Raw genomic sequence first — 26,202 nt, 5'->3', positions numbered from 1 at the left:
TCAACGATCCTTTCGTCGCGGACCAAACCGCGCGCATGTACAAGACCGGCGACCTCGGTCGCTGGCGGGCCGACGGCACCATCGAGTATTTGGGCCGCAACGACTTCCAGGTCAAGATCCGCGGCTTCCGCATCGAGCTCGGCGAGATCGAGACCAAGCTCGCGGCCTGCGAGGGCGTGCGCGAAGCGGTGGTGGTGGCGCGCGAAGGCGAGGGCGGCGACAAGCGGCTGATCGCTTATGTGGTCCCCGCTGACGGCGTCGAGCTGTCGGCGGCGCACCTGCGCGAGCAACTGTCGCGCAGCCTGGCCGAGTTCATGCTGCCGAGCGCCTTCGTGACCCTTGCGGCCCTGCCGCTGACCCCGAACGGCAAGCTCGACCGCAAGGCGCTGCCGGCGCCGGGCGACGACGCGGTGATCCGGCGCGATTACGAAGCGCCGCAGGGCGAGGTCGAGACCGCGCTCGCGCAGATCTGGTGCGAGCTGCTCGGCCTGGAGCGCGTCGGCCGCCACGACCAGTTCTTCGAACTCGGCGGGCATTCGCTGTTGGCCTTGCAATTGGTCACTCGACTGCGTTCGACCCTGGGCCTCGAGTTCGCCCTGCGCGAAGTGTTCGCGCAGCCGAGTCTCGAAGGCATGGCGCGCGCCCTGGATCGCATCGACCGCGCCGCCGAATCGTTGGCGCCGATCGCAGTGGCCGACCGCAACGGGCCGTTGCCGCTGTCGTGGGCGCAGCAACGCCTGTGGTTCCTGGATCAACTCGATCCGGCCGCCGGCGCGGCTTATCACATGCCGGCGGCGCTGCGTTTGAGCGGCAGGTTGGATCGCGAGGCGCTCAAGGCCGCGCTCAACCGGGTCGTCGCCCGTCACGAAAACCTGCGCACGTGTTTCGCCGAGGTCGATGGCGAGCCGGTGCAGCTGATCGCCGCGGCCGATGTCGGCTTCGCCCTGATCGAACACGACCTGCGCGAACTCGAGGAGACGGCGCGCGAACATGCGCTGGCCAGCTTGAGCTTGCAAGAGGCCCGTGCACCGTTCGATCTCGCTCGCGGCCCGCTGATCCGCGGCCGCTTGTTGCATCTGCGCGACGACGAGCACGTGTTGCTGGTCACCCAGCACCACATCGTCTCCGACGGCTGGTCGATTGGCGTGTTGGTGCGCGAAGTGGCGGCGTTGTATGCGGCCTTCCACGAGGGCCGCACCGATCCACTGCCGCCGCTGCCGATTCAGTATGCCGACTACGCGGTGTGGCAACGGCAATGGCTGCAGGGCGAAGCGCTGAGCGAGCAGGTCGAGTTCTGGCGCGGGCAACTGCGTGGGGCACCGGCGTTGTTGGAACTGCCGAGCGACCGTCCGCGCCCGCCGGTGCAGAGCTATGCCGGCGATCGGGTCGAGCTGCGTCTGTCGGCGCAGGCTTCGGCGGCCTTGCGCGCCTTGTCGCAGCGTCACGGCACGACCGTGTTCATGACCTTGCTCGCGGGTTGGGCGAGCTTGCTGTCGCGCCTGAGCGGGCAGGACGAGGTCGTGATCGGCAGTCCGGTCGCCAATCGCCAGCGCACCGAGATCGAGCCGCTGATCGGCTTTTTCGTCAACACCCTGGCATTGCGCATCGGCGTCGATGGCCAAGCCAGCGTCGCCGAACTGTTGGCGCAGGTGAAGGCGACCATGCTCGATGTCTACGCCCACCAAGAGCTGCCGTTCGAGCAGGTGGTCGAGGCGGTGCAGCCGGTACGCAGCTTGAGCTACGGGCCGCTGTTCCAGACCATGTTCGCCTTCAACAACACCCCGGGTGGCGGCGCGCTGAGCTTGCCGGGGCTGGCGCTGGAATCGATCGACAGCCCGCTGACGACGACCCAGTTCGACCTGTCGCTGGCCTTGGCCGACGGCGCCGACGGCATCTCCGGCAGCCTGGCCTATGCGACCGCACTGTTCGACCGGGCCACCGCCGAACGCTACGCCGCCTGCCTGGTGTCGTTGCTCGAAGCCATGGCCGCCGACGAGCGCTGCGTCATCGCCGCGTTGCCATTGCTGGGCACGCCGCAGCGCGAGCAGGTGCTGCGCAGCTTCAACGACACCGAGGCAAGCTTCGATCTGCCGGCCTCGATTCATCGCGGCTTCGAGTTGCAGGCACGGCGCACGCCCGAGGCCGAGGCCTTGGTCTGCGGCGAACGCAGCCTGAGCTATGCCGAACTCAACCGCCGCGCCAACCGCATCGCCCATCGCCTGATCGCGCTGGGCGTGCGTACGGACGATCGCGTCGCGATCCGGGTCGAACGCGAGCTCGAGACCATCGTGGGCGTGCTCGGCATCCTCAAGGCCGGCGCCGGCTACGTGCCGCTGGACCCGGCTTATCCGAGCGAGCGCCTGGACTACATGCTCGCCGACAGCGCGCCGGTGGCCTTGTTGACGACGTCCGCGGCATCGCCGCTCGCGACCGCGCTGCCGCTGGTGCTGCTCGACGATGCCGGCCTGACCGAACAACCCGAACACGATCCGGAGCTGACCGGAATCGGCCCGCAGCAGTTGGCCTATGCGATCTACACCTCCGGTTCGACCGGACGGCCCAAGGGGGTGATGGTCGAGCATCGCAACGTGCTCAATCTGTGGGCTGCGCTGGAGGGCGAGGCCTTCATCCATTGCGCGGCCGGCGCGCGGGTTGCGCTCAATGCCGGCCTGTCCTTCGATGCCTCGCTGCAGTCGCTGACACAGTTGCTGTCCGGCCGCAGCGTGGTGCTGGTGCCGGCCGAGGTTCGCGCCGACGCCGAAGCGATGCTGGAGTTCCTCGTGCGCGAACGCATCCAGGCCTTCGACTGCACGCCGGCCCAGTTCGAGTTGCTGATCGAACGTGGCCTGCTGCGGCGCGACGGCACCGATCTGCGCATGGTGTTGATCGGCGGCGAAGCGCTGTCGGCGCGCGCCTGGGACGCCGCCGCGGCCTCGTCGCTGCGCTGCTTCAACGTCTACGGCCCGACCGAGTGCACGGTGGACGCCACCCTGGCGCCGATCCGCGCCGGCGTTGCCCCGCATATCGGCACGCCGATCGCCAACACCCAGCTCTATATCCTCGACGGCGAACGCCAGCCGGTGCCGGTCGGGGTGACCGGCGAGATCCACATCGGCGGCGCCGGCGTGGCCCGCGGCTACCTGCATCGGCCCGAGCTCACCGACGAGCGCTTCCTCGCCGACCCGTTCGCGGACACGGCGGGTGCGCGTATGTACCGCACCGGCGACCTCGGACGCTGGCACGAGGACGGTCGCATCGAATACCTGGGCCGCAACGATTTCCAGGTCAAGATCCGCGGCCACCGCATCGAACTCGGCGAGATCGAGGCCCGTCTGGGCGAATGCGACGGCGTGCGCGAGGCGGTGGTGGTCGCACGCGAAGACCAGGCCGGCGACCAGCGTCTGGTGGCTTATCTGCTGGCGCGCGGCGACGCCGCACCGACTGCGGCGGCGTTGCGCGAGCGCCTGGCGCGCTCGCTCGCCGAACACATGCTGCCAGCGGCGTTCGTGGTGCTGCCGGGCTGGCCGCTGACCGCCAACGGCAAGCTCGACCGCGCCGCTTTGCCGGCGCCGGATGGCGCGGCGCGGGTCCAGCACGCCTACGCTGCGCCGCAGGGCGCGACCGAAGCGGTCATCGCCGAAGTCTGGTCGCAATTGCTCGGCGTCGAGCGGGTGGGGCGGCACGACCGCTTCTTCGAACTCGGCGGCCATTCGCTGCTGGCGATCCGGGTGGTGCACGAACTGCGTGCGCGCCTCGGCGTGGCCGTGCCGCTGTCGGCGACCTTCTCGGCGCCGACCTTGGCGGCATTGGCGGCGGCGATCGACGAGCAAGACCTGCGCCCGGCCTCGCTGTGCGTGCCGCTGCAAGCGGCGGCGACGGGCCGGCCGATGTTCTGCGTGCATCCGGTCGGCGGCCAGGTTTCGTTCTATGCCGCCCTGGCCGCGCGCTTGGCGGTACTCGGGCCGGTCTACGGCCTGCAATCGCCGGAAGCGGCGGGCTTGCCGCAGCGCCCGGCCTCGTTGCAGGCGATGGCCCAGGCCCAGGTCGAGGCGATCCGTAGTCTGCAGCCGCAAGGTCCGTATCGTCTGCTCGGTTGGTCGAGCGGCGGCATTCTCGCCGCGACGATCGCCCAGCAGTTGCTCGCCGCCGGCGAGCGGGTCGAATACCTCGGCCTGCTCGATACCCATCTGCCCATCGCCGGTCTCGACAAGGACCCGATGCGCGCGGCCGAGGTTGCCCTGCGCGCCGAGTTGCAGGGGCGCGGCCTGGCCTGGCCGAGGTCGGTCGAGTTCGACGGGCTGGCCATCGAGGTGCTGTCGGCGCAGCGCTTCGAACAAGTCGAGCCGCTGTTGCAGCGTCTGGGCTGGCGCGATGCCGATGCCGCGGCCTTCGCCCATCTGCAGGCGCAGTGGCCGGTGACCCGTGCGCATCTGCAACTGTTGTCGGGCTATACAGCCAGCCGCATCGACGCGCCGGTGCAGGCCTTCCGCGCCGATGGTTCGGGCCGCGTAGCCGAAGGCATCGAGGCGATCAGCGGCGGCTTCGAGGCGGTCGCGGTCGATGCCGGCCACTACGCCATGCTGGCCGAGCCGCATGCGCAGCGCATCGCCGCGGCCATCGCCGAGTTCCTCGCCCATCCCTCGTCCACGCGCACTTCCCGTATCGGCGCCGATGCCGAGCGCGCCCTCGCCGAGACCCTGACATGAGTTCGTCGCTTTCCTTGCAGACCACGCCGTGGTTGATCCGTACGCCGTCTTCGACCCGGCGCATGCGGCTGTTCTGCTTCTCCTACGCCGGCGGCAACGCCTTCAACTTCTTCCGCTGGCAGGAGGCGCTCGACCCGGCCGTCGAAGTCTGCGCGGTGCAGTTGCCGGGGCGCAGCGCGCGTATCGCCGAGGAGCCGATCGGGTCATTGCCGGCATTGCTGCAGGCGGTGGCGCCGGTGATCTCGCGCATGGACGACCTGCCGTGCGCGTTCTTCGGCCACAGCGTCGGCGCCCTGGTCGCGTTCGAGCTGAGCCGTTACCTGCGCCTGCACGGCTTGAGCACGCCGAGCCAACTGTTCATGTCCGGCTGCCATGCGCCGCAGTTCCGCAGCCCGACCCGGCAACTGCACACCTTGTCGGATGCGCAGTTCACCGAGGTGCTGCGCGAGTACGAGGGCACGCCGCCGGAAGTGCTGGAAAGCCGCGAGCTGATGGAACTGCTGCTGCCGGCGATCCGCGCCGATTTCGCCATCGCCGAGAACTATCGCTACCGACACGGCCCGCTGTTGCCGATGCCGATCAGCGTGTTCGCCGGGCGCGAGGATCTGAACAAGGAGCCCGGCCAGGTCGACGGCTGGCACAAAGAAACCTCGGGCGCCTGCCAGGTGACCTGGTTCGACGGCGGCCACTTTTTCGTCAACAGCCAGCGCGCCGCGGTGCTGGAGCAACTCAACGCGGAACTGACCGCAAGTTTGTGCGTATAGCGGCCGCGCCGGCATCGCGCCGGGCGAGACCGCAACCGCACAGTATTTCGAACGCTACGGATTTCAAGAACGACAGGGACCTGCCATGAACGTCAACGCGCTGTTCAACTCCGACCACCATCCGATCGTGATCACCCCCGCCGGCGATGCCAGCCAGGCGGCGCTGCACGATTACCTCGTCCAGAACCGCGAGCAGGTCCAGGCCTGGTTGCTCAAGCACGGCGGCATCCTGCTGCGCGGCTTCCAACTCGCCGGCGCCGAGGATTTCCGCGCCTGCTCCGAGCGCCTCGGCGCGCAGGCCTTCGACTACATCGGCGGCAATTCGCCGCGCAGCCGCGTCGCCGCCGACGTCTACACCTCGACCGAATACCCGGCCAGCGAAGTGATCAGCCTGCACAACGAGATGTCCTACCTGCCGCGCTGGCCGCGCCGCCTGTTCTTCCACAGCGTGATCCCGGCCGCCTCGGGCGGACAGACCTCGCTGGCCAACAGCAGCGACGTGCTGCGCGCGGTGCCCGACGAGATCGTGCGCAAGCTGCGCGAGCGCGGCATCAACTACGTGCGCAATTTCCAGTCGAGCATCCCGCTCGGCAAGAACTGGCAGACCACTTATCAGACCCAGGACCGGGCCGAGGTCGAGAGCATCGCCGCCGAGCAGGGTTCGACCTGCCGCTGGCAGGCCGACGGCGTGCTGCGGGTGACCACGCGTTGCGACGCCTTCGTCACCCATCCGCAGACCGGCCAGGAAGTGTGGTTCAACCAGGCCGAGCAGTGGCACCCCTCGGCCTTGAACCCGCAGCTGCGCAGCATGTACGAGCAGATGGTCGGCAAGGGCAACCTGCCGCACGAATGCGAGTACGGCGACGGCGAGCCGATGGAAGAGGAAGCCCTGGCCGAGGTGCGCCGCGCGCTCGACGCCAGCAAGCTGCTGTTCGACTGGCAGCGCGGCGACCTGCTGATGATCGACAACATCCTGATGATGCACGGCCGCGAATCGTTCAAGGGAGAACGCAAGACGCTCGCCTATCTGTCCGAGACCTGATCCGGACCCGACGCGCCACGCCTTCTTCCAGCCCCACTTTTGGACACCACATGACTGCAGATTTTCCCGCCTCGCGGCTGCGCGCCGGTTCGGTGCTGATGCTGACCCTGTTGGTCAGCTCGCCGGCCTGCGCCTCGATCGTGATCGACGGCAAGCTCGACGAAACCGAATGGGAACAGGCCAAGCGCTACGACGACTTCAAGGTCACCGAGCCGTATCGTCTGACCGCGCCCGACAGCGGCAGCGGCACCCAGGCACGCCTGCTGTCGACGCCGGACGGCATCGTCGTCGCCTTCGTGCTCGAACAGTCGCCGGCGTTCGCGCGGGTCAAACCGCGCCTGGAGCGCGACCAGGAGGACGTCATCGACGGCGTCAACTTCATGGTCGACTTCGACGGCGACGGCCGCACCGCCTACACCTTCAGCGTCGGCCTGTCGGGCTCGATCATGGACGGCGTGGTGACCAACGAGAACGTGCCCAACTACGACTGGGACACCGACTGGAGCTGGGCGGTCGAGGAGACCGAGAACGGCTGGCAGGTCGAGATGCTGATCCCGTGGACGGTCGCGCCGATGCGCGGCACCGATTCGCCCAGCCGCAACATCGCGGTGTATTTCAGCCGCGTGCTCGGCGGCAACGGCGAACGCCAGTCCTATCCGGCGGTGTCGATCGAACGCGGCCGTTTCGTTTCGGGTTTCGAGCGCTTGGAGATTCCGCAATACCGCAAGGCCTTGCTGCACTTCTGGCCCTATGTCACCGCCAACCACGACATGATCACCGGCCGCACCAAGTACAACGGCGGCGTCGATCTGTTCTGGAAGCCGTCGCCGCGCTTCCAGTTGAGCGCGACGGTGAATCCGGACTTCGGCCAGGTCGAGTCCGACGACCTGGTGATCAACTTCGACGCCATCGAGACCTTCTTCAGCGACCGGCGCCCGTTCTTCACCGAAAACCAGGGCATCTTCGACCTCAGCACGCCCGACCAGGGGCGGTTGATCCACACCCGCCGCATCGGCGGCGATGCCGACGACGGCAGCGGCGCCAGCGACATCGACGCCGCGATCAAGCTCAACGGCTCGCTGGGCCGGCTCAGCTATGGCGTGCTGGCAGCGACCGAAGACGGCGAGGCCGGTCGCGATTTCTACGCCGCGCGTTTGTTGTTCCCGGTGCACGACAAGCTCAGCATCGGCTGGCTCGGCACCGACACCGAACGCCCGTTCCGCGACCGCAGCGCGCAGGTGCAGGCGGTCGACATGAGCTGGCGGCCGAGCGATGCGCTGGTGATCAACGGCCAGGTGCTCGGCAGCTTCATCGACCAGCGCGGCCGCAGCGTCAACGACAGCGGCGCCTGGATGCGCGTCAACTGGACGCCGTCGGAAAGCTGGCGCTATCGCTTCGAGGCCAATCACGTCGGCAACCACCTCGACTTCAACGACCTGGGTTACCAGCGCCGCGCCAGCCTCAACGAGGTCAAGCTCGCCGCCGACTACGTCCACCGCGTCAAAGACGAGGACGCCAACCTGCGCAGCGTGCGCTGGTTCGCCGACCTGCAGGCGCGCAGCAACGACCGCGGCGACCGTCTGCCGACCACCCTGGCGATCGTCAACAACTACAACTACCGCAGCGGCAACCGCCTGAACTTCAACGTCAGCCTGATCAGCTCCGGTTGGGACGACCTGATCTCGCGCGGCAACGGCCTGTGGAAGCGCTCGCAGCGTTATCGCTCCGAGGCCGAATTCGTCAGCCGCCGCTACGGCGATTGGACCTACGGGGCGGCGTTGTCGATGTTGCCGCAGGGATTGTCGGGCAAGGCCACGCCGGAGCTGGAGCTGAGTGCGGTCTGGTATCCCAACGACGATTTCAATGCCCAACTGATCTTCAGCCCGGACCGCGGCAGCGACTGGCTGATCTGGGAGGACGGCCGTAACTTCGGCCGTTACTCGCGGCGCGGCGACTACGCCAGCCTCAACCTGAGCTGGTTTCCGGGTCTGCATCACGAGGTGCGCCTGAAGACCGAGTGGGCCTCGGTGCGGGCCGACGGCGGCCAGGGCTACATCCTGCAGCCGAACGGGCAGATGCGGGCGAGCGGGCAGGCGAGGGCGGACTTCGACGTCAACAACTTCGGCCTGCAGTTGCGCTATCGCTATCTGCTCGGCCCGCAGTCGGACATCTTCGTGGCCTATTCGCGCGGCGGCTCGACCTTCCTCGAACGCGACCCGCTCGGCACCTACGATCAGTTCACCGACGCGCTGGAATTGCGCGATTCCGACCAACTGCTGGCCAAGATCCGCTATCGGTTCTGAGCGGCCCCAACATCGTCACGCGCCGCGGCGGCTACCGCGGCGCCGCGTTTCACAGGAGTACTGGACATGCATGCTTTCAAGGAAACCGCGTTGTTCGCCGACGGCCGCGCACCGCGCGTATTCGAACCCGGCGCCGGCGAGCGCGATCTGGCGGCCTTCGTCTCGGCACGCCGCGAACTGATCGAGGAGCGCCTGCTTGAACACGGGGCCTTGCTGTTCCGCGGCTTCGACGTCGCTTCGGTCGGCGACTTCGAGGGCTTCGGCGAAGCGGTGTCGCCGCGCGCGCTCGATTACACCTATCGCTCGACCCCGCGCAGTTCGGTCGGCAAGGGCGTGTTCACGGCCACCGAGTACCCGCCCGACCAGGAGATCGCCCTGCATTGCGAGAACGCCTATCAGCGCGACTGGCCGCTGAAGATCGCGTTCTGCTGCCTGGTGGCGCCGCAGAGCGGCGGCGAGACCCCGATCGCCGACATGCGTCGGGTCGCCGCCGCCATCGGCGAGGAGCGTATGGACCGCTTCGAGGCGCGTGGCGTGCGTTATGTGCGCCACTACCGGCCCTATGTCGACATTCCCTGGGAGACGGTGTTCCAGACCTCCGACCGCGGCGAAGTCGCGCGTTTCTGCGAGGCCAACGGCATCGTCCACGAGTGGCTGGATGCGCAAACCCTGCGCACCGCCCAGACCAACCACGGCACGGCGCGGCACCCGCTGACCGGCGAACGCGTGTTCTTCAACCAGGCGCACCTGTTCCACGTCAGCAACCTCGGCGCCGAAGTGGCGACCTCGCTGCTCAACATGTTCGGTGCCGACCGTTTGCCACGTCATGCCTATTACGGCGACGGCGGCGAGATCACCGCCGAGGACCTGCAGGCGGTACGCGAGGCTTTCGCCGGGGCCTCGATCCGGTTCCCCTGGCAGGTCGGCGACGTGATGCTGCTCGACAACATGCAGATGGCGCACGGGCGCAAGCCGTTCAGCGGTGCCCGCAAGATCGTCGCGAGCCTGTTGGATGCGTACTCCGAGCGCGCCTCGAATGAACCGGTGCCGCTCGCGGCGACGGCCTGAGCCGCGCCGCTGGGCGCTGTATCGGCTTGAGCGAATAAGTGCGGCAGCGCTCGTCTGCATGCCGCTCAGCGATGCTCCCGGCGCGGGCCGGGAGCATCGGGCTTACTGGAGCGGGTAGGAGGAGTAGACCACCGCGTTGATCTTCCAGCCCTGTTCGGTCTTGACCAACTGCCAGGCTTCCTGGCCCTTGCCGGTCATGCGCTCGTCTTCGAGGAAGACGAAGTCGAAATGCACGCTGGCGATGGCGCCGTCGGTTTCGATTTTCACGTTCGAGAACTTCTCTTCGAAGCGTTCCTTACCCTGGCTCATCTGCTCGGCGAACTCGACGTAGGTGCCGGGCTCGAGTTTCTTGAGCTTGGGGTTCTTGGCCTTGCGCTGGCGGAACTCTTCGTCGGAGGACACCAGGATCCAGGAATTGTGTTCTGGCAGGAACAGGCCCTTCAGGGTGGCCGAGTCCTTGGCGATGATCGCGGCCTTGAAGGTCTCGACGATGCCCTCGATTTCGCGCCTGGCTTGCGCGCGTCGGTCTTGCTCATGCTTGTCGGAGCCCTGTGGGGCCGCAGCCGGCGCCGTCTGCGCATGGGCGTGCAGGGACAGCGCCAGCAAGGCGAGGGCGCATAGATTCAGGATCGACTTCATGAGGGACTCCATTCGCTGGGGGGCGCCGCCGCGATCGGGCGCGCAAGGCTATCGAACCGCCGGCCGGCGGCCCGCTCATCATGCCCCAGCGCCTGTGCGGCGGAGTCGACCCAGTTCGCGTAATGGGCAGGCCGCGGCGCGGGCTTTACACTGCGGCCATGCATCAAGACTCGCTGTTCGCGGCGCCGGCCGCTTCGCCCGATGTTCATCGATTGTTCTTCGCCCTGTTGCCCGATGCGGCGACCCAGGCGCGCATCGCCGCGGCCGCGGCGGCCCTGCACCGCGAACACGACGCCGGCGGGCGCCTGATCGGCGCTCACCGTTATCACCTGACCCTGCAATTCCTCGGTGACGCTTCCGAGTTCCAGCCCGAGCGCGCGGCGCGGGCGCAGGCCGCGGCGGCTAGCTTGGTCCTGCCGGCGTTCGACCTGCGGCTCGACCGCGCCGGCAGTTTCCGCAACAAGTCGGTGCCCTGGTGGCTCGGCAGCGAGCGCACGCCGGAGGCCCTGGACGGCCTGTACCAACGGCTCGGCGTGGCCTTGGCCAAGGAAGGCGTGCGGGTCGAGTCCGGGCGCGCCCTGGTGCCGCACGTGACCATCGTCCGCGACGCCGTGCGTCCGTTGCATCCGCCGATTGCCATCGAGGCCATCGATTGGCGCGTCGACGCCTTCGTCCTTATCCACAGCCAGCTCGGCTCGCGCAACGCCTACGACGTGCTGGGGCAGTGGCCGCTTAGCGCGTAAGCGGCGCAGAATATGGCCTCATCGCCAGGCCGACGGTCGACCGCCATGAGCCAGTCCGATCCGCGCATCGATGCTTATATCGCCAAGGCGGCGCCGTTCGCGCAGCCGATCCTCGAACACCTGCGCGCGGTCGTACACGCGGCCTGTCCGCAGGTGGAGGAAGCGATCAAGTGGGGCATACCGAGTTTCGTTTACCGCGGCAAGCTGATGTGCAGCATGGCGGCGTTCAAGCAACACGCCACCTTCGGCTTCTGGCAGGGCGCGAACATCGTCGGTGCGCAGCAGTCCGCCGACAGCGATGCGATGGGCCAGTTCGGCCGTCTGAGCAAGATCGGCGACCTGCCCGGCAAGCGCGAACTCACTGGCCTGGTGAAGCAGGCGATGGCCTTGATCGAGGCCGGCGTAACGCGTCCTGCGAGCAAGCGCGCGCAGCCCAAGCCGCCGGTCGAACTGCCCGCGGATCTGGCCGCCGCGCTGGCGCTGAAGAAGAACGCGAAGGCCAAGGCGACCTACGAGGCGTTTCCGCCGAGCCAGCGGCGCGACTATGTCGAATGGATCGAGAGCGCGAAGCGCGAGGACACCCGCAAGGCGCGGGTCGCCCAGGCCGTGGAGTGGATGGCCGAGGGCAAGGGGCGCAATTGGAAGTACATGGCGAAGTGAGGGCGGGGTTCGCTGCATGCGCTGATTCTTGCGATTTGGACGAAAGGCAAGCCCCCCAGCCCCCTTTGCAAAAGGGGGAACAGCACGGTCGAGCTGGCAAGCCTTGCTAGTCGCCACTCGCCACTCGCCACTCGCTACGCAGCCGCGCCAGTTTGCCCCCTTTGCCAAAGGGGGCGAGCGCCCGGCGTCACGCTCATGCAGTGACGGCTTCATGCAGCGCGGGGGATTTGCTTTGGCCTGCTGGGTTACATCGGCCGATGCCATTGGGCAAAAAGCAAATCCCCCCAAGCCCCCCTTTTACAAAGGGGGGAACAGCAAAGGTGTTCGACGGCCGAATTCCGGCCAAGTCTGATGGAGGCGACCATCCGTCCGCCTCAGCGGCGGAAATCGACCGCGAAGGCAACCAGGGTGCCCGGGATGCGGGCCTTGCCGGCCGGGCAATCGGCATCCAGCGGAACCTGTGCGCGTTCGCCGCTGCGGCGATCGACGCAAACCTCGAACTGCTCGCCGGCGCCGCTCTGGGTGACGCTGTAGTCGTTGTCGCTGCCGATCAGCACCAGGTGCTTGCCGTTGCGCAGGCGCGGGCCGATCGCCAGGCCCTCGAGTTTCTCGGGGATGTCGCGGGCGCCGGCGCCGCGCAGGGCCGCCAGGATGTCGAGTTCGGGCGCCTTGTCGACCGGACGCACGCCAGCGGGCAGGTCGTTGCTGCCGGCCAGCGAGCGCGTGGCGACGTTGCTCGCGCCGCGCAACGAAATCCGGTACACGCGCTTATGCAGCGGTGCGGCGGTGACTTCGACGCCGAGGCCGCGGTTGTCGCGTTCCAGCACCAGGAAGTCGCGGTCGCTCAAGGCATGGATCGCGCTGAGGCCGATGCTGCGGCCCTGGTGGGTCGCCGAGAAATCGTCGTCGCTGGACGGATCGAGCGCGTTCAAGGTCGCGATCGGTTCGAGTTGATAGACGTACTGGGCGTTGGAACGGCCGCTGCGCAGGTCGAACTCGACGATGCGGACGTTGCGGCTGCGGCGGCCGTCGTTGTTGGCGCCCTCCTGCACCAGCGGGTCCTGCATCACCGCGTACAGCTTGTCGCCGGACGGGGTGAGGGTGAGGCCTTCGAAGCCGCGGTTGTCCTGGCGCCCGCTGACCACGAGCTTGCGGTCGCCGACGTAGTCGAGCTGGCCCTGGGCGTTGCGCGGCTGCAGGTTGGCGGGCGTGGCGAAGGCGCGCAGGAAGCGGCCGTTCGGGGCGAATTCGTACAGGCTCGGGCCGTATTCGTCGGCGACGTAGAAGTGGCCGTTGCGGCCCACGGCGAAGCCTTCCGGGTCGAAACTCAGGCCGAGCTTGGCGGCGTCGCCGTTGAGCAACTGCGGGTTGAGGCCGTTGAAGCTGTCGCCGCGGCGCGCGCTGAACAACACGGTCTTATCGACGATGGGCTGGCCGATGCGGCCGCTGCGGCGGTCGTAGGGAATGCGCAGGCGCTGCACGCGAGTGGCGTAGTCGATCACGCCGCCGCCGGGGCCGCGGTCGGACAGGGCGTACCAGTAGCCGTCGCGTGCGTTGTAGGTCAGGTCGGAATAGAAACCGAATCGGTTGAGGTTGGCCTGGTCGGGCGTGCCCGGCGGCAGACGCACCGCATCGCGCTGGGTCGCCGGGGTTTCGACGAGGTCGGTCAGCGACCAGTGAGCGGCGACGGCGGGGGCGGCGAAAGCGGTCGCGGCGCAGGCGAGCAACAACGAAGTCAGGGTCGAACGGATCATGCGGGGCTCCGGCGGGGCAGGGGAACCCACCCACGCTAGTCGCCGCAAGTGTCAGTTCGGTGACGCGCGCAGGGTGACGAGCTTGGGCCGGGTACGCAGCTTGACCAGCAGGCCGAAGTGGTCGGAGGGCCAGACGCCATCGCGGCTTTGCTTGAGCACGACGCGGGCCTCGACGAGTTCGAAGCCGATCGGGTCGTAGAAGACGTGGTCGATGCGCTGCGCCGGCAGGTAGGCGGGGTTGAGGGTGGTATGGGCCGTGACATTCCTCGACGCATCGGGATGGGCGTTGCCGTAGGCGTCGCGATAACGCGCGGCCAGCGCCTGCAGTTCCGGCGAGTCGGCAGCGCTGTTGAAGTCGCCGGCGACGATCACGTAGCTGCCCTGCGCGGTGGTGTCGATGAAATTCAGCAGGCTCGATACCTGCGTGGCGCGGATGGCGCCGCCGGCCTGGTCGTTATGCAGGTGGGTGGCGTAGACGTCGATACGGGTACGCGGCGGGCCCGGGCGCAGCCGGGCGTGCGCGGCGGTGCGGTAGTCGTCGAGCGGTTCGAGCTTGCGCATCTCGCGCGTCTCGGGGCGTTTGCGGGTGAGCAGGGCGTTGCCGTAGCGGCGCGCCGCACCGGGCGGGTCGACCGAGACGAATTGCACTCGATAGCCGAGCGCGGCGGCGAGGTCCTCGGCCTGGTTGCGCAGGCCGTCGCGTTGCAGCACTTCCTGCAGGGCGATCATGTCCGGCTTCAGGCGCTCGATCTCGGCGAGGATCATGGCGCGGCGCTTGGGCCAATCGCCCTTGTCGTGCCAGAGGTTGAAGCTGAGCACGGTCACCGTGGTCGCGCGGGTTTCGACCGGCGGCGTCTTTTCGGCGGCGAGCGCTTGCGAGGCGACAGCGACGCCGGCGAGCAGCAGGACCGCGGCGAACGCGGATGCGAACGAACGCGGAATCGGCGCGATCGCGGCAGAAGGGAAGGTTCGCATGGCTACGCGACGCTCCGATCGGGACAGGCGTCGAGGATAGCGCGGCTCGGGCGAGGCCAGGGTAGGAGCGGCGCAAGCCGCGATCTCGTCCCGGTAGCCGCGTCGTTTCGATTCGATCGTCGCTTCGGCGGTCGCGGCTTACGCCGCTCCTACCCTTTGAAGCGCAGTCTCGATTAGCCGGGCAGAAAAAACGCGCGGAGCCACTGGGGCTCCGCGCGTTGCGGCTCGTTACTTCAGCGCGCGCCGACGATCAGCGCGGCACCTGCTGCGTACGCACCACCGGGTACTGGTTGTAGCGCACGTCCCAGGCCGAATGCAGACGATAGAAGAAGTCCAGGCGCGCCTGCGGGCTCTTGGCGAAGGCCGGATCGTTGTTGATCTTCGCCTCGAACTCGGCCTTCAGCTTCGGGTCCTTGGCCAGCATCTCGCGCGCCACTTCCTCGGCGACGTAGTCCTCCATGTACTCCTTGCGCTCGAAGGCGTTGTTGAACTCGCCCCAGGCCGCGAGCGAATCGGGCGCCTGCGGTTCCAGCAGGGCCATGACCACGCGTGCCTTGGACTGGGCGATCGGTACGAACAGCGCGCCGGCGACCAGACTCTGGTTTTCCGGCTTCCAGGCGCCGCTCAAAGTGGCGCGCTGGTGGCCTTCGACCGATTGCGCGGCGAACTCGGTCTTGTCGGAACGGAAGGTCTCGACCTGCGCATCCTTGAGCGCGGCGCCGAGGCGGCGATAGCTCACGCCGTGCTGGTCGAGCTTGGCCGCGACCCACGGCGCATGCGCGGCCGGCACCAGGTAGCCGCCGCGCGGTGCTTCGACCACGCGGCTGGGCTGGATGTCGTATTTCAGTTTTACGTTCCAGACCTCGGGCTTGGTCTCGTCGTAGCGGGTCATCAGCGCGCCGGAGACCTCCGACGGCGTGCGCGTATAGGCATAGCCGCGGAAGGCGACGTCGCGGACTTTGTCGGTGGCCTTGTAGTCGAGTGCGACCGGCTGGCCGCCGAGCGCCTGCGCGCGCCGGTCGGCGGCCAGGGCTTCGCGGCGCCAGTCGCTGCCGTGGCCGGCGACCAGTTCGAGCACGTTGACGATGGTGTTGCGGGTGATCCGCACGCGGGTCGGATAGTCCTTCCACGAATGGGTTTCGACCAGCATGCCCAGGCGGTTGCGCAGCGGGATGTAGCCGTTGGAGAAGCGCGGCGGCGGCACCGCGTCTTCGAAGCCCGAGGCCGGGTTGTCGGTTTCGATGAAGGACGGGTAGAACGACACCGGCAGCGAGCCCTGCTTGGCGAGGCGTTCGATCACGCCGTCGCGCAAAGCCAAGCCGGCCGGGCGCAGCGCGGCGTCGCCGGAGTGCACCGGTTCGACCTGGATCGAGACGTCCTGTTCGAACTTGGCGCCGTCGGTGACGTGCAGGTCGATGTAGGCCAACGGGTCCCAGGTGCCGACCAGTTTGAGCATGGCCTGCATTTCGGGCGCATCGGCCTTGAGGTAGTCGCGGTTGAGGTTGTAGTTCTGCGCGGTGGTGCGCCAGCCCATTTCCTCGGGGCCGCGCTGGTTGGGACGGTTCCAGCGGCCGAAGCGCTCGTGGCCGTCGATGTTGAACACCGGCACGAACAGCAGCACCTGCTTGTCGAGCGCGCCTGGCGCGGCCTCGCCGTCGAGGATCTGGCGCAGGGCGAGGAAGCCCGCGTCCTTGCCGTCGATCTCGCCGGAGTGGATGCCGCCCTGGATCAACGTGACAGGCAGCGACTTGGCCTGGGCCTGCGCCGGCGTGAACGCGCCGCTGCGGGTCGCCACCAGCAGCTTCATCGGCCGGCCTTCCGGCGTGGTGCCGAACTCCTCGCAGCGCACCGCGTCGGGGTAGCGCTTGGCGAAGGACGCGCACATGGCGATCACTTCGTCGTAGCGGCCGGTCTTGAGGAAGCCGCTGCGCTCGGCGACGGTGCTCAGGGCGTCGTCGGCTGCGGCGGCGTGCAGCGGGGTGGTAGCAGCCGCGAGCATCGCGGCGACCAGGACGGTACGTGTGGCGGTACGTGGCATCGGATCGGTTCTCCCCGGAATCGCTCCGCATGGTAGCGAAGAACCGCACCTCTGGATTGGCCGCGAGGGTCCGATCCACACACAAATACGCAGACTGCTGACAGCCTGCTGTCAGGAGGACGGCTTCGAGGCAAAGGTGGGGGAATGGGTCGGTGCGACCATGCGATGTGCCGCTTCGGTGGTCGCTCGCGAGCGCAAAGCAAATCCCCCGCGCGATTAGGGTTCGCCACTGCATCGGACTTGCGCAGCGCGCAGCCCCCTTCTTCAAAGGGGGCGACTTTCAGCGAGGCCACTTTCAGAGGGCGACTTCTGCAGGGGCGACTTTCAGAGGGGCGTCTTCATGGGAAGGCGACTTGCTCCTGATCTGTCAGCGCTGTTCCCCCTTTGGAAAGGGGGGCAGGGGGGATTTGCTTTTGCTCCCTCCAACGATCCAACCCCGCAACCGCCATCGCTCCCCTAGACTGTCGCCCTCACTTCCGGAGTCCTCCGCATGTACGCGCTCTATTATTCGCCCGGCACCGCCAGCTTCGTCGTCCATTGGCTGCTCATCGAGATGGGGATCGAGCACGAACTGCGAGCGGTCGATATGGAAGCCCGCGCGCACAAGAACGCCGAGTACCTGGCGCTGAATCCGAACGGGGTGGTGCCGACCCTGATCGTCGACGGCCAGCCGCGCTACGAAGCCGCGGGCCTGGCGATGTTTCTCGCCGACCGTCATCCGCAGGCCGGTCTGGCGCCGGCGCTCGACGAGCCGCAGCGCGCCGAATACAACCAATGGATCTTCAACCTCACCAATACCCTGCAATCGCCGTTGCGCCTGTGGTGGTATCCGTGGGACCTGCAGGCCGACGACGAGGCGGTGCGTGCCGGTGCGCAGGCGCGCATCGAGGCCGCGTGCGAACGCCTCGACGCGCAACTCGCCAAGCAGGGCCCGTACCTGCTCGGCGAGCGCCTGAGCGCGGCCGATTTCTACCTGACCATGCTGATGCGCTGGACCCGCAAGATGCCGCGGCCGGCGCACGACTGGCCGCACCTGGGCGCGTTCGCCCAACGCATGAAGGCGCGGCCGTCCTTCGCCACCGTGTACGAGCGCGAAGGGCTGACCGAATGGGCTTGAAGCGCTGTACGGCGGCAACGCCGGCGATCTGAACGGGCGGGCAGGACCGGCCAAGCAAGCAGACCCAGCCAAGCCGACCTAGCCAAGCCAAACCAAACCGGTTCAGGCGGGCCCGGCCGCCGGCCCTGAGCCGGCGGCTGCGGTCAGGCCGGCCGCCGGGGCGATCGGTTAGGCTGTAGGGCTGGACCGCCCGGTCGCCGTCGCGCCCGGGTCCAGCGGGGGCGCTTATCGACCGCCTCCGCGCCCGACCGCCGAGGACTGCCGTAGATGAGCCAAGCCGCCACCGCCCCCGCCACCGCCGATTCGCAGGGCAAAATGCCCCGCCAGATCGGTTTCATCATCGGCAACGAGGCGGCCGAGCGCTTCAGTTTCTACGGCATGCGCAACATCCTGACCTCGTTCCTGGTCGGGACCCTGCTGCTGGCTTCGACCTCCGACCTGGCCGAGCGCGAACACCTCGCCAAGGAGGTGTTCCACAGCTTCATGATCGGCACCTATTTCTTCCCCTTGCTGGGCGGCTGGCTGGCCGACCGCTATTTCGGCAAATACAACACGGTCATCTGGTTCTCGCTGATCTACTGCGTCGGCCATGCCTGCCTGGCGATGTTCGAGCACAGCCAGGCCGGTTTCTATACCGGCCTGTTCCTGATCGCCTTCGGTGCCGGCGGGATAAAACCCCTGGTGGTGTCGTTCTGCGGCGACCAGTTCGACCAGAGCAACAAGCACAAAGCCAAGCTGGTCTTCGATGCCTTCTATTGGACGATCAACTTCGGCTCGCTGTTCGCCTCGCTGCTGATGCCGATTTTCCTGCGCGAGTACGGCCCGAGCATCGCCTTCGGCATTCCCGGGGCGCTGATGTTCCTGGCCACGCTGATCTTCTGGCTGGGCCGCAACCGCTACGTGCGGGTGCCGCCGACCCGCGATGCGCCCGATCCGGACTCCTTCTTCAACGTCGCCCGCACCGCGCTGAGCGCGCGCGTGGCCGGGCAGGGCAATCCCGGCGCGATCGTCGCCGGCCTCGGCGTGGCCCTGGCGGTCGGCGCCCTGGCGCTGACCGCGGTGCCGGCGATGGGCTTCGTCAAGAGCGCCTGCCTGGCGCTGGGCTTGCTGATCGGTTTCGGCGGCTACGGCATTTCCCTGCAGCTCGACCGCGCCCGCGGCAAGCACCCCGACGCCGCGGTCGACGGCGTGCGCGCGGTGCTGCGCATCCTGATCGTGTTCGCCTTCGTGACCCCGTTCTGGTCGCTGTTCGACCAGAAGGCATCGACCTGGGTGCTGCAGGGCCAGAAGATGTTCGTGCCGACCGACCTGTGGTGGTGGCCGACCTGGCTGATTTCCGGCGAAGGCGGCGCGCGCGCCGCGGCCTCGCAGATGCAGGCGATCAATCCGCTGCTGGTGATGCTGCTGATCCCGTTCAACAACCTGCTGCTGTACCCGGCGCTGCGCCGTATCGGCCTGCAGCCGACGCCGCTGCGGCGCATGGGCTTCGGCATCGCCATCTCCGGCCTGTCCTGGATCGTGGCGGCGGTGCTGCAGTTGTATATGGACGCCGGCCACCCCATGTCGCTGGCATGGCAGGTCCTTCCCTACGTGCTGCTGACTCTCGGCGAGGTGCTGGTCTCGGCGACCGCGCTCGAGTTCGCCTACAGCCAGGCCCCGCACGCGATGAAGGGCGTGATCATGGCGCTGTGGTACCTCACCAGCACCTTCGGCAACCTGTGGGTGATGCTGACCAACGCCGCGGTGCGCAACGAGGCGGTGACCACCCACATCGCCGCGACCGGGCTCAGCGAGAACGCCTTCCTGATGTTCTTCTTCGCCGGTTTCGCCTTCGTCGCGGCGGCCGCATTCGCCTTGTACGCGCGCAGCTACCCGATGCAGGACCACTACCGCCAGGCCGCGTGAACGACGCAGCCAAGCTTGAACGCCCCCATCCGAACCCGCCCGGCGCCGCCGGGCGAGCCGACCTGAGCGAGTCCGGCCCGGCCGGACGCGCCGACGAGAATCCGAACCGATGCTGATCACCCTCATCCTGATCGCCGTGACCGCGCTGGTGACGTGGCAAGCCTTCGAGAAACGCAGCCTGTACGAGCGCCTGGTGCTGTGGCCGCCGGCAATCGAGCGTTTCCGTCAGTACGACCGTCTGTTGACCCACGGCTTCGTGCATGCCGACTGGATGCACCTGCTGTTCAACATGATCACCCTGTATTTCTTCGGCGGCGCGGTCGAGCGCCTGTTCGGCGAAGTCGTCGGGCCGTTCGGCTACGCGTTCTTCTATCTGTCGGCGATCGTGGTCGCGATCCTGCCGAGCTATCTGCGCCATCGCAAGGACGGCGGCTACGTCAGCCTCGGCGCGTCCGGCGCGGTGTCGGCGGTGCTGTTCGCCTTCGTGCTGGTCAATCCCTGGAGCTGGATCATCGTGTTCGTGATCCCGGTGCCGGCCATCGTCTATGCGGTGGCCTATGTCGGCTATTCGTACTGGATGGACAAGCGCGGCCAGGGCAACATCAACCACAACGCGCATTTGTCGGGCGCGATCTACGGTGTGTTGTTCATGCTGCTGATGGAGCCGAATATCTTCTGGATATTCCTGCAGCGGCTCGCGAGCCCGAGCCTGCCGAGTTTCTTCGGCGGCTGAGAAGGGCGGCAGCGGCTTCGGCCGCTGCCATGTCGTATCGCCGCGTCCCCGGATTGCGGCTTTGCGAACGGCGGCTCAGGCCGCCGTTGCCGTTTGAGCGATGCTCAGGACAGGAGCTGCGCGGCATTGACGGCCGTGCCGATCTCGTAGGCTTCGTCGCTGTAAGAGGCGATCAGCCCGGCATAGATCTGGGCATCCAGCCGGCGCAGCTCGGCGGCATCGGGCTCGGCGGTGCGCACGAGTTCATAAAGACGGGTGATATCGGCTTCGGCCTGCTGGTCGTCGTCGAGGGATTTTAAGTAACGCATCTGAGACCCCCTTTGTTTTCACAGTGTGACGTACTTCACATTGAAGCACATTCCATGCCATCGATTTCAAGGGGTTTCGGCGTTCCAAAAGTGACACATCGTGTCAACACCGGGCGGTCAGGAACAGGCGGCTGACGCTCTGGGTCGAGTCTCACCTTTGCTCACCCGTCATGAAGGTCGTGCGTGTTAACAAACAGGCACTGGGGGTGACCGCTCATCCGGAAAAACCGACAGGAGCAGGGCATGGCGATCAAGAAAGCCGGCAAGTCCGTCAGCAAGTCAGTCAGTAAATCGGTAGGCAAGAGCGCCGCGGGCAAGAGCGCGAAGCGCGCAGGCAAGCAGGTTGCGCGCAAGGCCGCGACCAAGGCGGCCAAGAAAACCACGGCCGCGAAGAGCGCGGCGAACAAGCGCCCGGCGAGGAAGGCCGTCGCCAAGAAGGCCGCAAGCAAGAAAGCGCCGGCGAAGAAGGGCGCGGGCAAGACCACCGCCATCAAGAAGGCGGCGGCCAAGAAGGCCGTCTCCAAGAAGCCGAGCGCCAGCAAGACGGCGAGCAAGAAGGCGAGCGCCAAGAAGGTCGTCGCCAAGAAAACCAGTGTCAGGAAAGTCAGTGTCAAGAAAGCGCCGGCCAGGCAGGCCGCGGCCGGCAAGCGCGGCGCGGCGAAGACCGCCAGCCGGGTGAACGCCAAGAAAACTATCCCGTCCAAACCCGCCTCGGCCAAGCCGGCTTCGATCAAGCCCGCTTCGATCAAGCAGGCCGGGGGCAAGTCGGCTGCGATCGGGAAAGCGGCGAAAAACACCGCGAAAACGGCGTTGCCGAACAAGGCCAAGCAGGCCGCGCCTGCAGCGAACAAGCCAGCGTCCAACAAACCGGCCGTAAGCAAAACCGTCGTAAGCCAGCCGGCCGCAAGCAAGCCCGTCGCCCAGGCGCCTGCGCCGCGCGCGGCCCGACCGCGGGCGGCGACGCCGGCGGCCCCGTTGGCGCCGTTGATCGACAGCCGCGTCGCGGCAGTGACGCCGACCGATGCGGTCGTCGACACCCCCTTGGTGGCGACGCCGGCGGTGACCGGCGTGCCGGCGAAGGCCGCGGCCAAACCGCGCAAGGCCAAGAAACCGGTCGAGGCCGATACCTCGGCGGCCGGCTCTTCGCCAGCGAGCTCTTCGTCAACGAGCCCTTCGCCAACGAGCCCTTCGCCAGCGAGCTCTCTGGTGGCGTCCGCGGCCGCTTCGGAGTCGGCCGCGCCGGCGCTGCAGGCACAAACCCACCGCTCACGGACGTCGCAATCGTCCGGCGCGGCCGGAAGCCTGGTCGCAGCCGGTGCCGCCGCCGAAGCCGAACCGGCCGGCGCCGACACGCCGCAGCGTGAAGATAAGGCCGCGTTGGAGGCGTCCGAGGCCGCCGGCAGCGGCGACGACGAGGGCGGCCGTCCGCGCATCACCCCGGAACAGGCCCTGGCCAACACCCGTCAGTTGCTGGAAGCCAAGCAGGAGCAGGCACGCGAGGCGCAGCCCTGGCAGCAGCTCGAGTCCAAGCACGGCCAGGTGCCGCAGTCGGGCCCGCAGTCGCCCGGTGCGGCGCAAAAGGCCGAGGAACTGCATGCCGCGGAAAGCCGGATGGACGCCATCCAGGGATCGATCGGCACCCAGGACCGGCACAACCAGGGCAAGCGCGATAATCGCTGAGCCCCGGCACCGGGCCGGATACCGGTCCGGTTCGTCGTCCCGGCGGGGGCCGCCCGCGCGGCCCCCGATCGCGGCTCGATATTCTCCAACTGCGGCCCCCGATGGCCGCCCTCATTCGCATCCCAGGTAGACCCATGGCCGTTTCCGTTCGCCACGTTCCCGACCAGCAGCGTTTCCTCACCGAAGTCGACGGGGTGCAGGCCCTGCTCGAATACCACCTCAACGGCGACCAGCTCGTCATCACCCACACCCTGGTGCCGGAGGCGATCGGCGGCCGCGGCATCGCCGGCGACCTGGTCAGGGCGGCGTTCGAATACGCCCGCGAAGCCGGCTACAAGGTCCGCCCGGCCTGTTCCTATGCGGCGGCCTGGATCCAACGCCACCCGGAATACACCGAGCAACTGGGCTGAGGCCCGGCGGCGTGTGGCCCAGGCTGTTGCGCGGGAGGTTTGAGCCAGCCTCGGGCCCGCGCATCGGGCACCCGCCCCTGAATCCGAACGCGGCCAGGGGTCGCCAAGCCGGCGCCGCTGTGCCAGCCTACGCGCCCTTCGCCCGTCTGCTGCCGGTTTCCGGCATCCTGTCTTTATGCGTCTGAACAAACACATCAGCGACACCGGCTTCTGCTCGCGCCGCGAGGCCGACCGCTTGATCGCCGAAGGGCGGGTCACCGTCAACGGCATGCGCGGCGGGGTCGGCGCCGAAGTCGGCGAGGGCGACGAGGTCCGCATCGACGGCGAGATCCTGCGCGCGCGCGCGGTGGTCAAGGGCAAGCGCCAGCACGTCTACATCGCCCTCAACAAGCCGGTCGGCATCGTCTGCACCACCGAGTCGACGGTCAAGGAAAACATCGTCGACTTCGTCGGCCACGAGCGCCGCATCTTCCCGATCGGCCGCCTCGACAAGGATTCCGAAGGCCTGATCCTGCTGACCAGCAACGGCGACATCGTCAACGAGATCCTGCGCGCCGAGAACAAGCTGGAAAAGGAATACCTGGTCGCGGTGAACCACGAGGTCACCCCCGAGTTCCTGCGCGGCATGGGCCGCGGCGTGCCGATCCACGGCCAGACCACCTTGCCGTGCAAGACCGGCAAGCTCGGCCGCTTCGGTTTCCGGATCGTGCTGGTGCAGGGCTTGAACCGGCAGATCCGCCTGATGGCCGCGCACTTCGGTTTTCGGGTCAAGCAACTGCTGCGCGCCCGTATCGGCAACGTCAAACTGGGCCACCTCAAGCCCGGCCAATGGCGCAATCTGACCGACCAGGAACTGCAGGGCCTGTTGCCTCACCGCAACGAGTGGTGAACGGCGCCGCGGATAGCGGCGGACCGAGGGCGGTCTAGATGTGGACGTCACGCTTTGCGCGATAATGTCGCGCGAAACAACCATGGACGTCTGCCAAAAGGATTGCTGTATGAAGCGTGTCATCGCCGTCTCCCTGCTTGCGCTGGCCCTGGCGGCCTGCAAGAAAGAAGCCTCGCCTCAGCCCGGCGTGGCGCCGGCCGACCCGGCCTCGACCTTGCCGGCACCGGTGGTCGTCGCGGACGCACCGATCGAGCTCAAGGAAGTCGTCGAGACCACGCCGAACTACGTGGTCGGCATCACCTACGACACGCAGGCGGCGAAATACCCGGGCCTGGCGAAAGAGCTCAAGACCTACGCCGACCAGGCGCGCGCCGAGCTGATCGAGTCGGCCAACGGGCGCACCGCGAAAGAAAACCCGTCGCCGTACGAGTTGTCGCTGACCTTCAACGACATCCTCGACACGCCCGACCTGGTGGCGGTGTCGGCCGACGGCAGCAGCTACACCGGCGGCGCCCATGCCGCGCCGCTGATCGCGCGTTTCGTCTGGTTGCCCAAGCAGAACAAGCAGCTCAAGGCCGCCGAGCTGGTGCCGCAGAAGCAAGGCTGGGACGCGATCTCGCGCTATGTCCGCGAGCAACTGCACTCGGCCCTGTCGCAGCGCATCGACGCCGACGACCCGGCGCCGGCGGTGCGCGCCGAACAAATGGAGACCGGCGGCCGCATGATCGACGACGGCACCTCGGCCGACCCGGCCAACTTCGCCATGTTCGAACCGGTCCGGGCCGCCGACGGCAAGCTCAGCGGGCTCAAGTTCGTGTTCGCCCCGTACGAGGTCGGCCCGTATTCGGACGGTACCCAGACCGTCGAGGTGCCAGCGTCGGCGCTGCTGCCGCACGTCGCGCCGCAGTACCGCGCGATGTTCAGCGGCGGAGGTTGAGCGCCGCCACGGCCCGGCGGTCCGACCGCCGCCGGAGCGCGCGCGAAACAGCCAAGCCCGGCACATCGCGCGACGAGGCGTTTGTTATGGTGCGGCGACGCGGCAGGCATGCGCGCTGCCCCGGAAGCGTGGTCCAGGGAACAGCGGGTCGATCAGCGCCCTGATCCGCAGGCAGTGCCGAGCGTTTCAACGACCGAGCCGAGGCCGACATGTCCGTTGCGTCGCTGCGTAAACGAGTCGAGGGGTTGCTGGAACTGGCCGACGTGCGCGTCGGCGGCCAGCGGCCCTGGGACATCCGCGTCGAAGACGAGGAGTTCTATTCCCGGGTGATGGCGCAAGGCTCGCTCGGCCTGGGCGAGTCCTACATGGACGGCATGTGGCATACCGACTCGCTCGACGAGATGCTGGTGCGCCTGATGCGCGCCCATGTCGACGAGCAGGTCCACGGCTGGGCAGCGATTCTCGACGGCCTGCGTGCGCACCTGGTCAATCTGCAGAGCCACCGCCGCAGCTTCACCATCGGCGAGCGCCATTACGACCTCGGCAACGACCTCTACCGGGCCATGCTCGGCAAGCGCCTGGTCTATAGCTGCGGCTATTGGCGCGACGAGCGCGGCCAGCCGCTGCACGACCTGGATGCGGCGCAGGAGGCGAAGCTCGACCTGGTCTGCCGCAAGCTCGGCCTGCGCCCGGGCATGCGCGTGCTCGACATCGGCAGCGGTTGGGGCGAGGCCTTGAAGTTCGCCGCCGAGCGCTACGGCATCCGCGGGGTTGGCGTGACCGTGTCGCGCGAGCAGGCCGATCTGGCCGACGAGCTCTGCGCCGGGCTGCCGATCGAGTTTCGCCTGCAGGACTACCGCGAGCTCGACGAGCCCTTCGACCGGATCTTCTCGCTCGGCATGTTCGAGCACGTCGGGGTCAAGAACTACGCCGGTTATTTCGACGTCGCCCGCCGCTGCCTCAAGCGCGACGGCTTGTTCCTGCTGCACACGATCGGCGGCAACCGCTCGGTCACCCATTCCGACCCGTGGATCGCCAAATACATCTTCCCGAACTCGATGCTGCCCTCGGCCAAGCAGATCGCCGAGCACGTCGAAGACCGTTTCGTGATCGAGGACTGGCACAACTTCAGCGCCGACTACGACCTGACCCTGCAGGCCTGGCGCGACAACGTCGAGCGCGGTTGGGAGCATTTGGATGCGGCGCGCTACGACGAGCGCTTCCGGCGCATGTGGCGGTTCTATCTGGCCGCCTCGATGGCGACCTTCCGCAGCCGCCATGCGCAGCTGTGGCAGTTGGTGCTGTCGCCCGACGGCGTGCCGGGCGGTTACGTCGCGCCGCGGTGAGGGGCGGGAGGAGAAGTGAGCGGGAGGAGTGAGAAGTGAGCAGAGACAATCAGAAGTGAGCAGAGACAATCAGAAGTGAGCAGAGACAATCAGAAGTGAGCAGAGAGGAGTAAGAAGTGAGCGAAAAGCCGCTCTTGCCTTTACTCATTCCTCACTTCTCTCAACTCACTTCTGCGTTTGTATCA

21 protein-coding genes are annotated in these 26,202 nt (G+C 67.6%); 15 read left to right on the top strand and 6 right to left on the bottom strand.

What is annotated here, in order from left to right:
- Window positions 1-35 precede the first annotated feature (35 nt).
- From EX88_RS0116915 to EX88_RS0116895, 5 genes are all read left to right on the top strand, one after another.
- Window positions 36-4,706 carry an amino acid adenylation domain-containing protein gene (locus EX88_RS0116915; RefSeq protein WP_152566323.1) on the top strand — a complete coding sequence of 1,557 codons (4,671 nt, stop codon included), beginning with the start codon at window positions 36-38 and terminating at the stop codon, window positions 4,704-4,706.
- The gene (locus EX88_RS0116910) at window positions 4,703-5,470 is read left to right on the top strand and encodes a thioesterase II family protein (protein WP_031373174.1); all 768 of its coding nucleotides are present in this window, start codon (window positions 4,703-4,705) and stop codon (window positions 5,468-5,470) included. Before EX88_RS0116915 ends, EX88_RS0116910 begins: the two co-directional genes overlap by 4 nt.
- An 85-nt stretch (window positions 5,471-5,555) precedes the next feature.
- Window positions 5,556-6,512, top strand: a complete 957-nt coding sequence (locus EX88_RS0116905; protein ID WP_031373173.1) for a TauD/TfdA family dioxygenase — start codon at window positions 5,556-5,558, stop codon at window positions 6,510-6,512.
- Window positions 6,513-6,562: 50 nt separating this feature from the next.
- Window positions 6,563-8,815: a DUF5916 domain-containing protein gene (locus EX88_RS0116900; protein WP_051885229.1), complete on the top strand. Its 2,253-nt coding sequence runs from the start codon at window positions 6,563-6,565 to the stop codon at window positions 8,813-8,815.
- Window positions 8,816-8,881: 66 nt separating this feature from the next.
- On the top strand, window positions 8,882-9,883 hold the full coding sequence (locus EX88_RS0116895; RefSeq protein ID WP_036149263.1) for a TauD/TfdA family dioxygenase: 1,002 nt from the start codon (window positions 8,882-8,884) through the stop codon (window positions 9,881-9,883).
- A 102-nt stretch (window positions 9,884-9,985) separates the two neighbouring features.
- On the opposite strand, the gene EX88_RS0116890 is transcribed toward EX88_RS0116895, so the two are convergent.
- Window positions 9,986-10,522: a nuclear transport factor 2 family protein gene (locus tag EX88_RS0116890; RefSeq protein WP_051885228.1), complete on the bottom strand. Its 537-nt coding sequence runs from the start codon at window positions 10,520-10,522 to the stop codon at window positions 9,986-9,988.
- A 158-nt stretch (window positions 10,523-10,680) separates the two neighbouring features.
- Here EX88_RS0116890 and thpR point away from each other — a divergent pair, with 158 nt between their 5' ends.
- Together thpR and EX88_RS0116880 are read left to right on the top strand one after the other, a co-directional pair.
- Complete coding sequence (gene thpR, locus EX88_RS0116885) at window positions 10,681-11,265, top strand: RNA 2',3'-cyclic phosphodiesterase (protein ID WP_161786140.1); 585 nt, start codon at window positions 10,681-10,683, stop codon at window positions 11,263-11,265.
- A 45-nt stretch (window positions 11,266-11,310) separates the two neighbouring features.
- Window positions 11,311-11,925 (top strand): YdeI/OmpD-associated family protein, encoded by a 615-nt coding sequence (locus EX88_RS0116880; RefSeq protein ID WP_031373168.1) that lies wholly within the window; start codon window positions 11,311-11,313, stop codon window positions 11,923-11,925.
- 374 nt (window positions 11,926-12,299) lie between these two features.
- On the opposite strand, the gene EX88_RS0116875 is transcribed toward EX88_RS0116880, so the two are convergent.
- From EX88_RS0116875 to EX88_RS0116865, 3 genes are all read right to left on the bottom strand, one after another.
- Complete coding sequence (locus EX88_RS0116875; protein ID WP_051885227.1) at window positions 12,300-13,679, bottom strand: esterase-like activity of phytase family protein; 1,380 nt, start codon at window positions 13,677-13,679, stop codon at window positions 12,300-12,302.
- Window positions 13,680-13,730: 51 nt separating this feature from the next.
- Window positions 13,731-14,654 carry an endonuclease/exonuclease/phosphatase family protein gene (locus EX88_RS0116870; RefSeq protein ID WP_051885226.1) on the bottom strand — a complete coding sequence of 308 codons (924 nt, stop codon included), beginning with the start codon at window positions 14,652-14,654 and terminating at the stop codon, window positions 13,731-13,733.
- Between the two features lie 250 nt (window positions 14,655-14,904).
- On the bottom strand, window positions 14,905-16,692 hold the full coding sequence (locus tag EX88_RS0116865; protein WP_031373165.1) for a M14 family metallopeptidase: 1,788 nt from the start codon (window positions 16,690-16,692) through the stop codon (window positions 14,905-14,907).
- 490 nt (window positions 16,693-17,182) lie between these two features.
- Between EX88_RS0116865 and EX88_RS0116860 the strand changes: the two genes are divergently transcribed.
- The 3 genes from EX88_RS0116860 (at window position 17,183) to EX88_RS0116850 (ending at window position 20,447) form a co-directional block, all read left to right on the top strand.
- Complete coding sequence (locus EX88_RS0116860; protein ID WP_031373164.1) at window positions 17,183-17,809, top strand: glutathione S-transferase family protein; 627 nt, start codon at window positions 17,183-17,185, stop codon at window positions 17,807-17,809.
- 267 nt (window positions 17,810-18,076) lie between these two features.
- Window positions 18,077-19,714 (top strand): oligopeptide:H+ symporter, encoded by a 1,638-nt coding sequence (locus tag EX88_RS0116855; RefSeq protein WP_031373163.1) that lies wholly within the window; start codon window positions 18,077-18,079, stop codon window positions 19,712-19,714.
- Window positions 19,715-19,826: 112 nt separating this feature from the next.
- The gene (locus EX88_RS0116850) at window positions 19,827-20,447 is read left to right on the top strand and encodes a rhomboid family intramembrane serine protease (RefSeq protein WP_031373162.1); all 621 of its coding nucleotides are present in this window, start codon (window positions 19,827-19,829) and stop codon (window positions 20,445-20,447) included.
- 104 nt (window positions 20,448-20,551) lie between these two features.
- On the opposite strand, the gene EX88_RS0116845 is transcribed toward EX88_RS0116850, so the two are convergent.
- Together EX88_RS0116845 and EX88_RS26115 are read right to left on the bottom strand one after the other, a co-directional pair.
- Window positions 20,552-20,755, bottom strand: coding sequence for a hypothetical protein (locus EX88_RS0116845; RefSeq protein ID WP_031373161.1), 204 nt, complete (start codon window positions 20,753-20,755; stop codon window positions 20,552-20,554).
- Window positions 20,756-20,916: 161 nt separating this feature from the next.
- Window positions 20,917-22,107, bottom strand: a complete 1,191-nt coding sequence (locus EX88_RS26115; protein ID WP_152566322.1) for a hypothetical protein — start codon at window positions 22,105-22,107, stop codon at window positions 20,917-20,919.
- Window positions 22,108-22,132: 25 nt separating this feature from the next.
- Between EX88_RS26115 and EX88_RS26110 the strand changes: the two genes are divergently transcribed.
- From EX88_RS26110 to cfa, 5 genes are all read left to right on the top strand, one after another.
- Window positions 22,133-22,435: a hypothetical protein gene (locus tag EX88_RS26110; RefSeq protein WP_152566321.1), complete on the top strand. Its 303-nt coding sequence runs from the start codon at window positions 22,133-22,135 to the stop codon at window positions 22,433-22,435.
- Between the two features lie 134 nt (window positions 22,436-22,569).
- Window positions 22,570-22,845: a GNAT family N-acetyltransferase gene (locus EX88_RS0116830; protein ID WP_031373158.1), complete on the top strand. Its 276-nt coding sequence runs from the start codon at window positions 22,570-22,572 to the stop codon at window positions 22,843-22,845.
- A gap of 175 nt (window positions 22,846-23,020) precedes the next feature.
- Window positions 23,021-23,734 (top strand): pseudouridine synthase, encoded by a 714-nt coding sequence (locus tag EX88_RS0116825; protein WP_031373157.1) that lies wholly within the window; start codon window positions 23,021-23,023, stop codon window positions 23,732-23,734.
- A 109-nt stretch (window positions 23,735-23,843) separates the two neighbouring features.
- Window positions 23,844-24,671 carry a DUF3298 and DUF4163 domain-containing protein gene (locus EX88_RS0116820; protein ID WP_031373156.1) on the top strand — a complete coding sequence of 276 codons (828 nt, stop codon included), beginning with the start codon at window positions 23,844-23,846 and terminating at the stop codon, window positions 24,669-24,671.
- 209 nt (window positions 24,672-24,880) lie between these two features.
- A complete protein-coding gene (gene cfa, locus EX88_RS0116815; protein ID WP_031373155.1) occupies window positions 24,881-26,017 on the top strand; it encodes a cyclopropane fatty acyl phospholipid synthase in 1,137 nt (378 codons plus the stop codon).
- Window positions 26,018-26,202 lie beyond the last annotated feature (185 nt).

It is taken from the genome of Lysobacter antibioticus (assembly GCF_000731095.1).
Taxonomy (GTDB): domain Bacteria; phylum Pseudomonadota; class Gammaproteobacteria; order Xanthomonadales; family Xanthomonadaceae; genus Lysobacter; species Lysobacter antibioticus_B.
This window is presented reverse-complemented; position numbering and strand designations above follow the sequence as displayed.

What these genes read in the sequence shown, in the direction of transcription:
- EX88_RS0116900 (WP_051885229.1), top strand. Translation starts at nt 6,563, where the DNA reads ATGACTGCAGATTTTCCCGCCTCGCGGCTGCGCGCCGGTTCGGTGCTG.
- EX88_RS0116855 (WP_031373163.1), top strand. Translation starts at nt 18,077, where the DNA reads ATGAGCCAAGCCGCCACCGCCCCCGCCACCGCCGATTCGCAGGGCAAA.
- EX88_RS0116870 (WP_051885226.1), bottom strand. Translation starts at nt 14,654, where the DNA reads ATGCGAACCTTCCCTTCTGCCGCGATCGCGCCGATTCCGCGTTCGTTC.
- EX88_RS0116915 (WP_152566323.1), top strand. Translation starts at nt 36, where the DNA reads ATGTACAAGACCGGCGACCTCGGTCGCTGGCGGGCCGACGGCACCATC.
- cfa (WP_031373155.1), top strand. Translation starts at nt 24,881, where the DNA reads ATGTCCGTTGCGTCGCTGCGTAAACGAGTCGAGGGGTTGCTGGAACTG.
- EX88_RS0116890 (WP_051885228.1), bottom strand. Translation starts at nt 10,522, where the DNA reads ATGAAGTCGATCCTGAATCTATGCGCCCTCGCCTTGCTGGCGCTGTCC.
- EX88_RS0116820 (WP_031373156.1), top strand. Translation starts at nt 23,844, where the DNA reads ATGAAGCGTGTCATCGCCGTCTCCCTGCTTGCGCTGGCCCTGGCGGCC.
- EX88_RS0116875 (WP_051885227.1), bottom strand. Translation starts at nt 13,679, where the DNA reads ATGATCCGTTCGACCCTGACTTCGTTGTTGCTCGCCTGCGCCGCGACC.
- EX88_RS0116825 (WP_031373157.1), top strand. Translation starts at nt 23,021, where the DNA reads ATGCGTCTGAACAAACACATCAGCGACACCGGCTTCTGCTCGCGCCGC.
- EX88_RS0116910 (WP_031373174.1), top strand. Translation starts at nt 4,703, where the DNA reads ATGAGTTCGTCGCTTTCCTTGCAGACCACGCCGTGGTTGATCCGTACG.
- EX88_RS0116880 (WP_031373168.1), top strand. Translation starts at nt 11,311, where the DNA reads ATGAGCCAGTCCGATCCGCGCATCGATGCTTATATCGCCAAGGCGGCG.
- EX88_RS0116830 (WP_031373158.1), top strand. Translation starts at nt 22,570, where the DNA reads ATGGCCGTTTCCGTTCGCCACGTTCCCGACCAGCAGCGTTTCCTCACC.
- EX88_RS0116860 (WP_031373164.1), top strand. Translation starts at nt 17,183, where the DNA reads ATGTACGCGCTCTATTATTCGCCCGGCACCGCCAGCTTCGTCGTCCAT.
- EX88_RS0116905 (WP_031373173.1), top strand. Translation starts at nt 5,556, where the DNA reads ATGAACGTCAACGCGCTGTTCAACTCCGACCACCATCCGATCGTGATC.
- EX88_RS0116895 (WP_036149263.1), top strand. Translation starts at nt 8,882, where the DNA reads ATGCATGCTTTCAAGGAAACCGCGTTGTTCGCCGACGGCCGCGCACCG.
- EX88_RS0116845 (WP_031373161.1), bottom strand. Translation starts at nt 20,755, where the DNA reads ATGCGTTACTTAAAATCCCTCGACGACGACCAGCAGGCCGAAGCCGAT.
- thpR (WP_161786140.1), top strand. Translation starts at nt 10,681, where the DNA reads ATGCATCAAGACTCGCTGTTCGCGGCGCCGGCCGCTTCGCCCGATGTT.
- EX88_RS0116865 (WP_031373165.1), bottom strand. Translation starts at nt 16,692, where the DNA reads ATGCCACGTACCGCCACACGTACCGTCCTGGTCGCCGCGATGCTCGCG.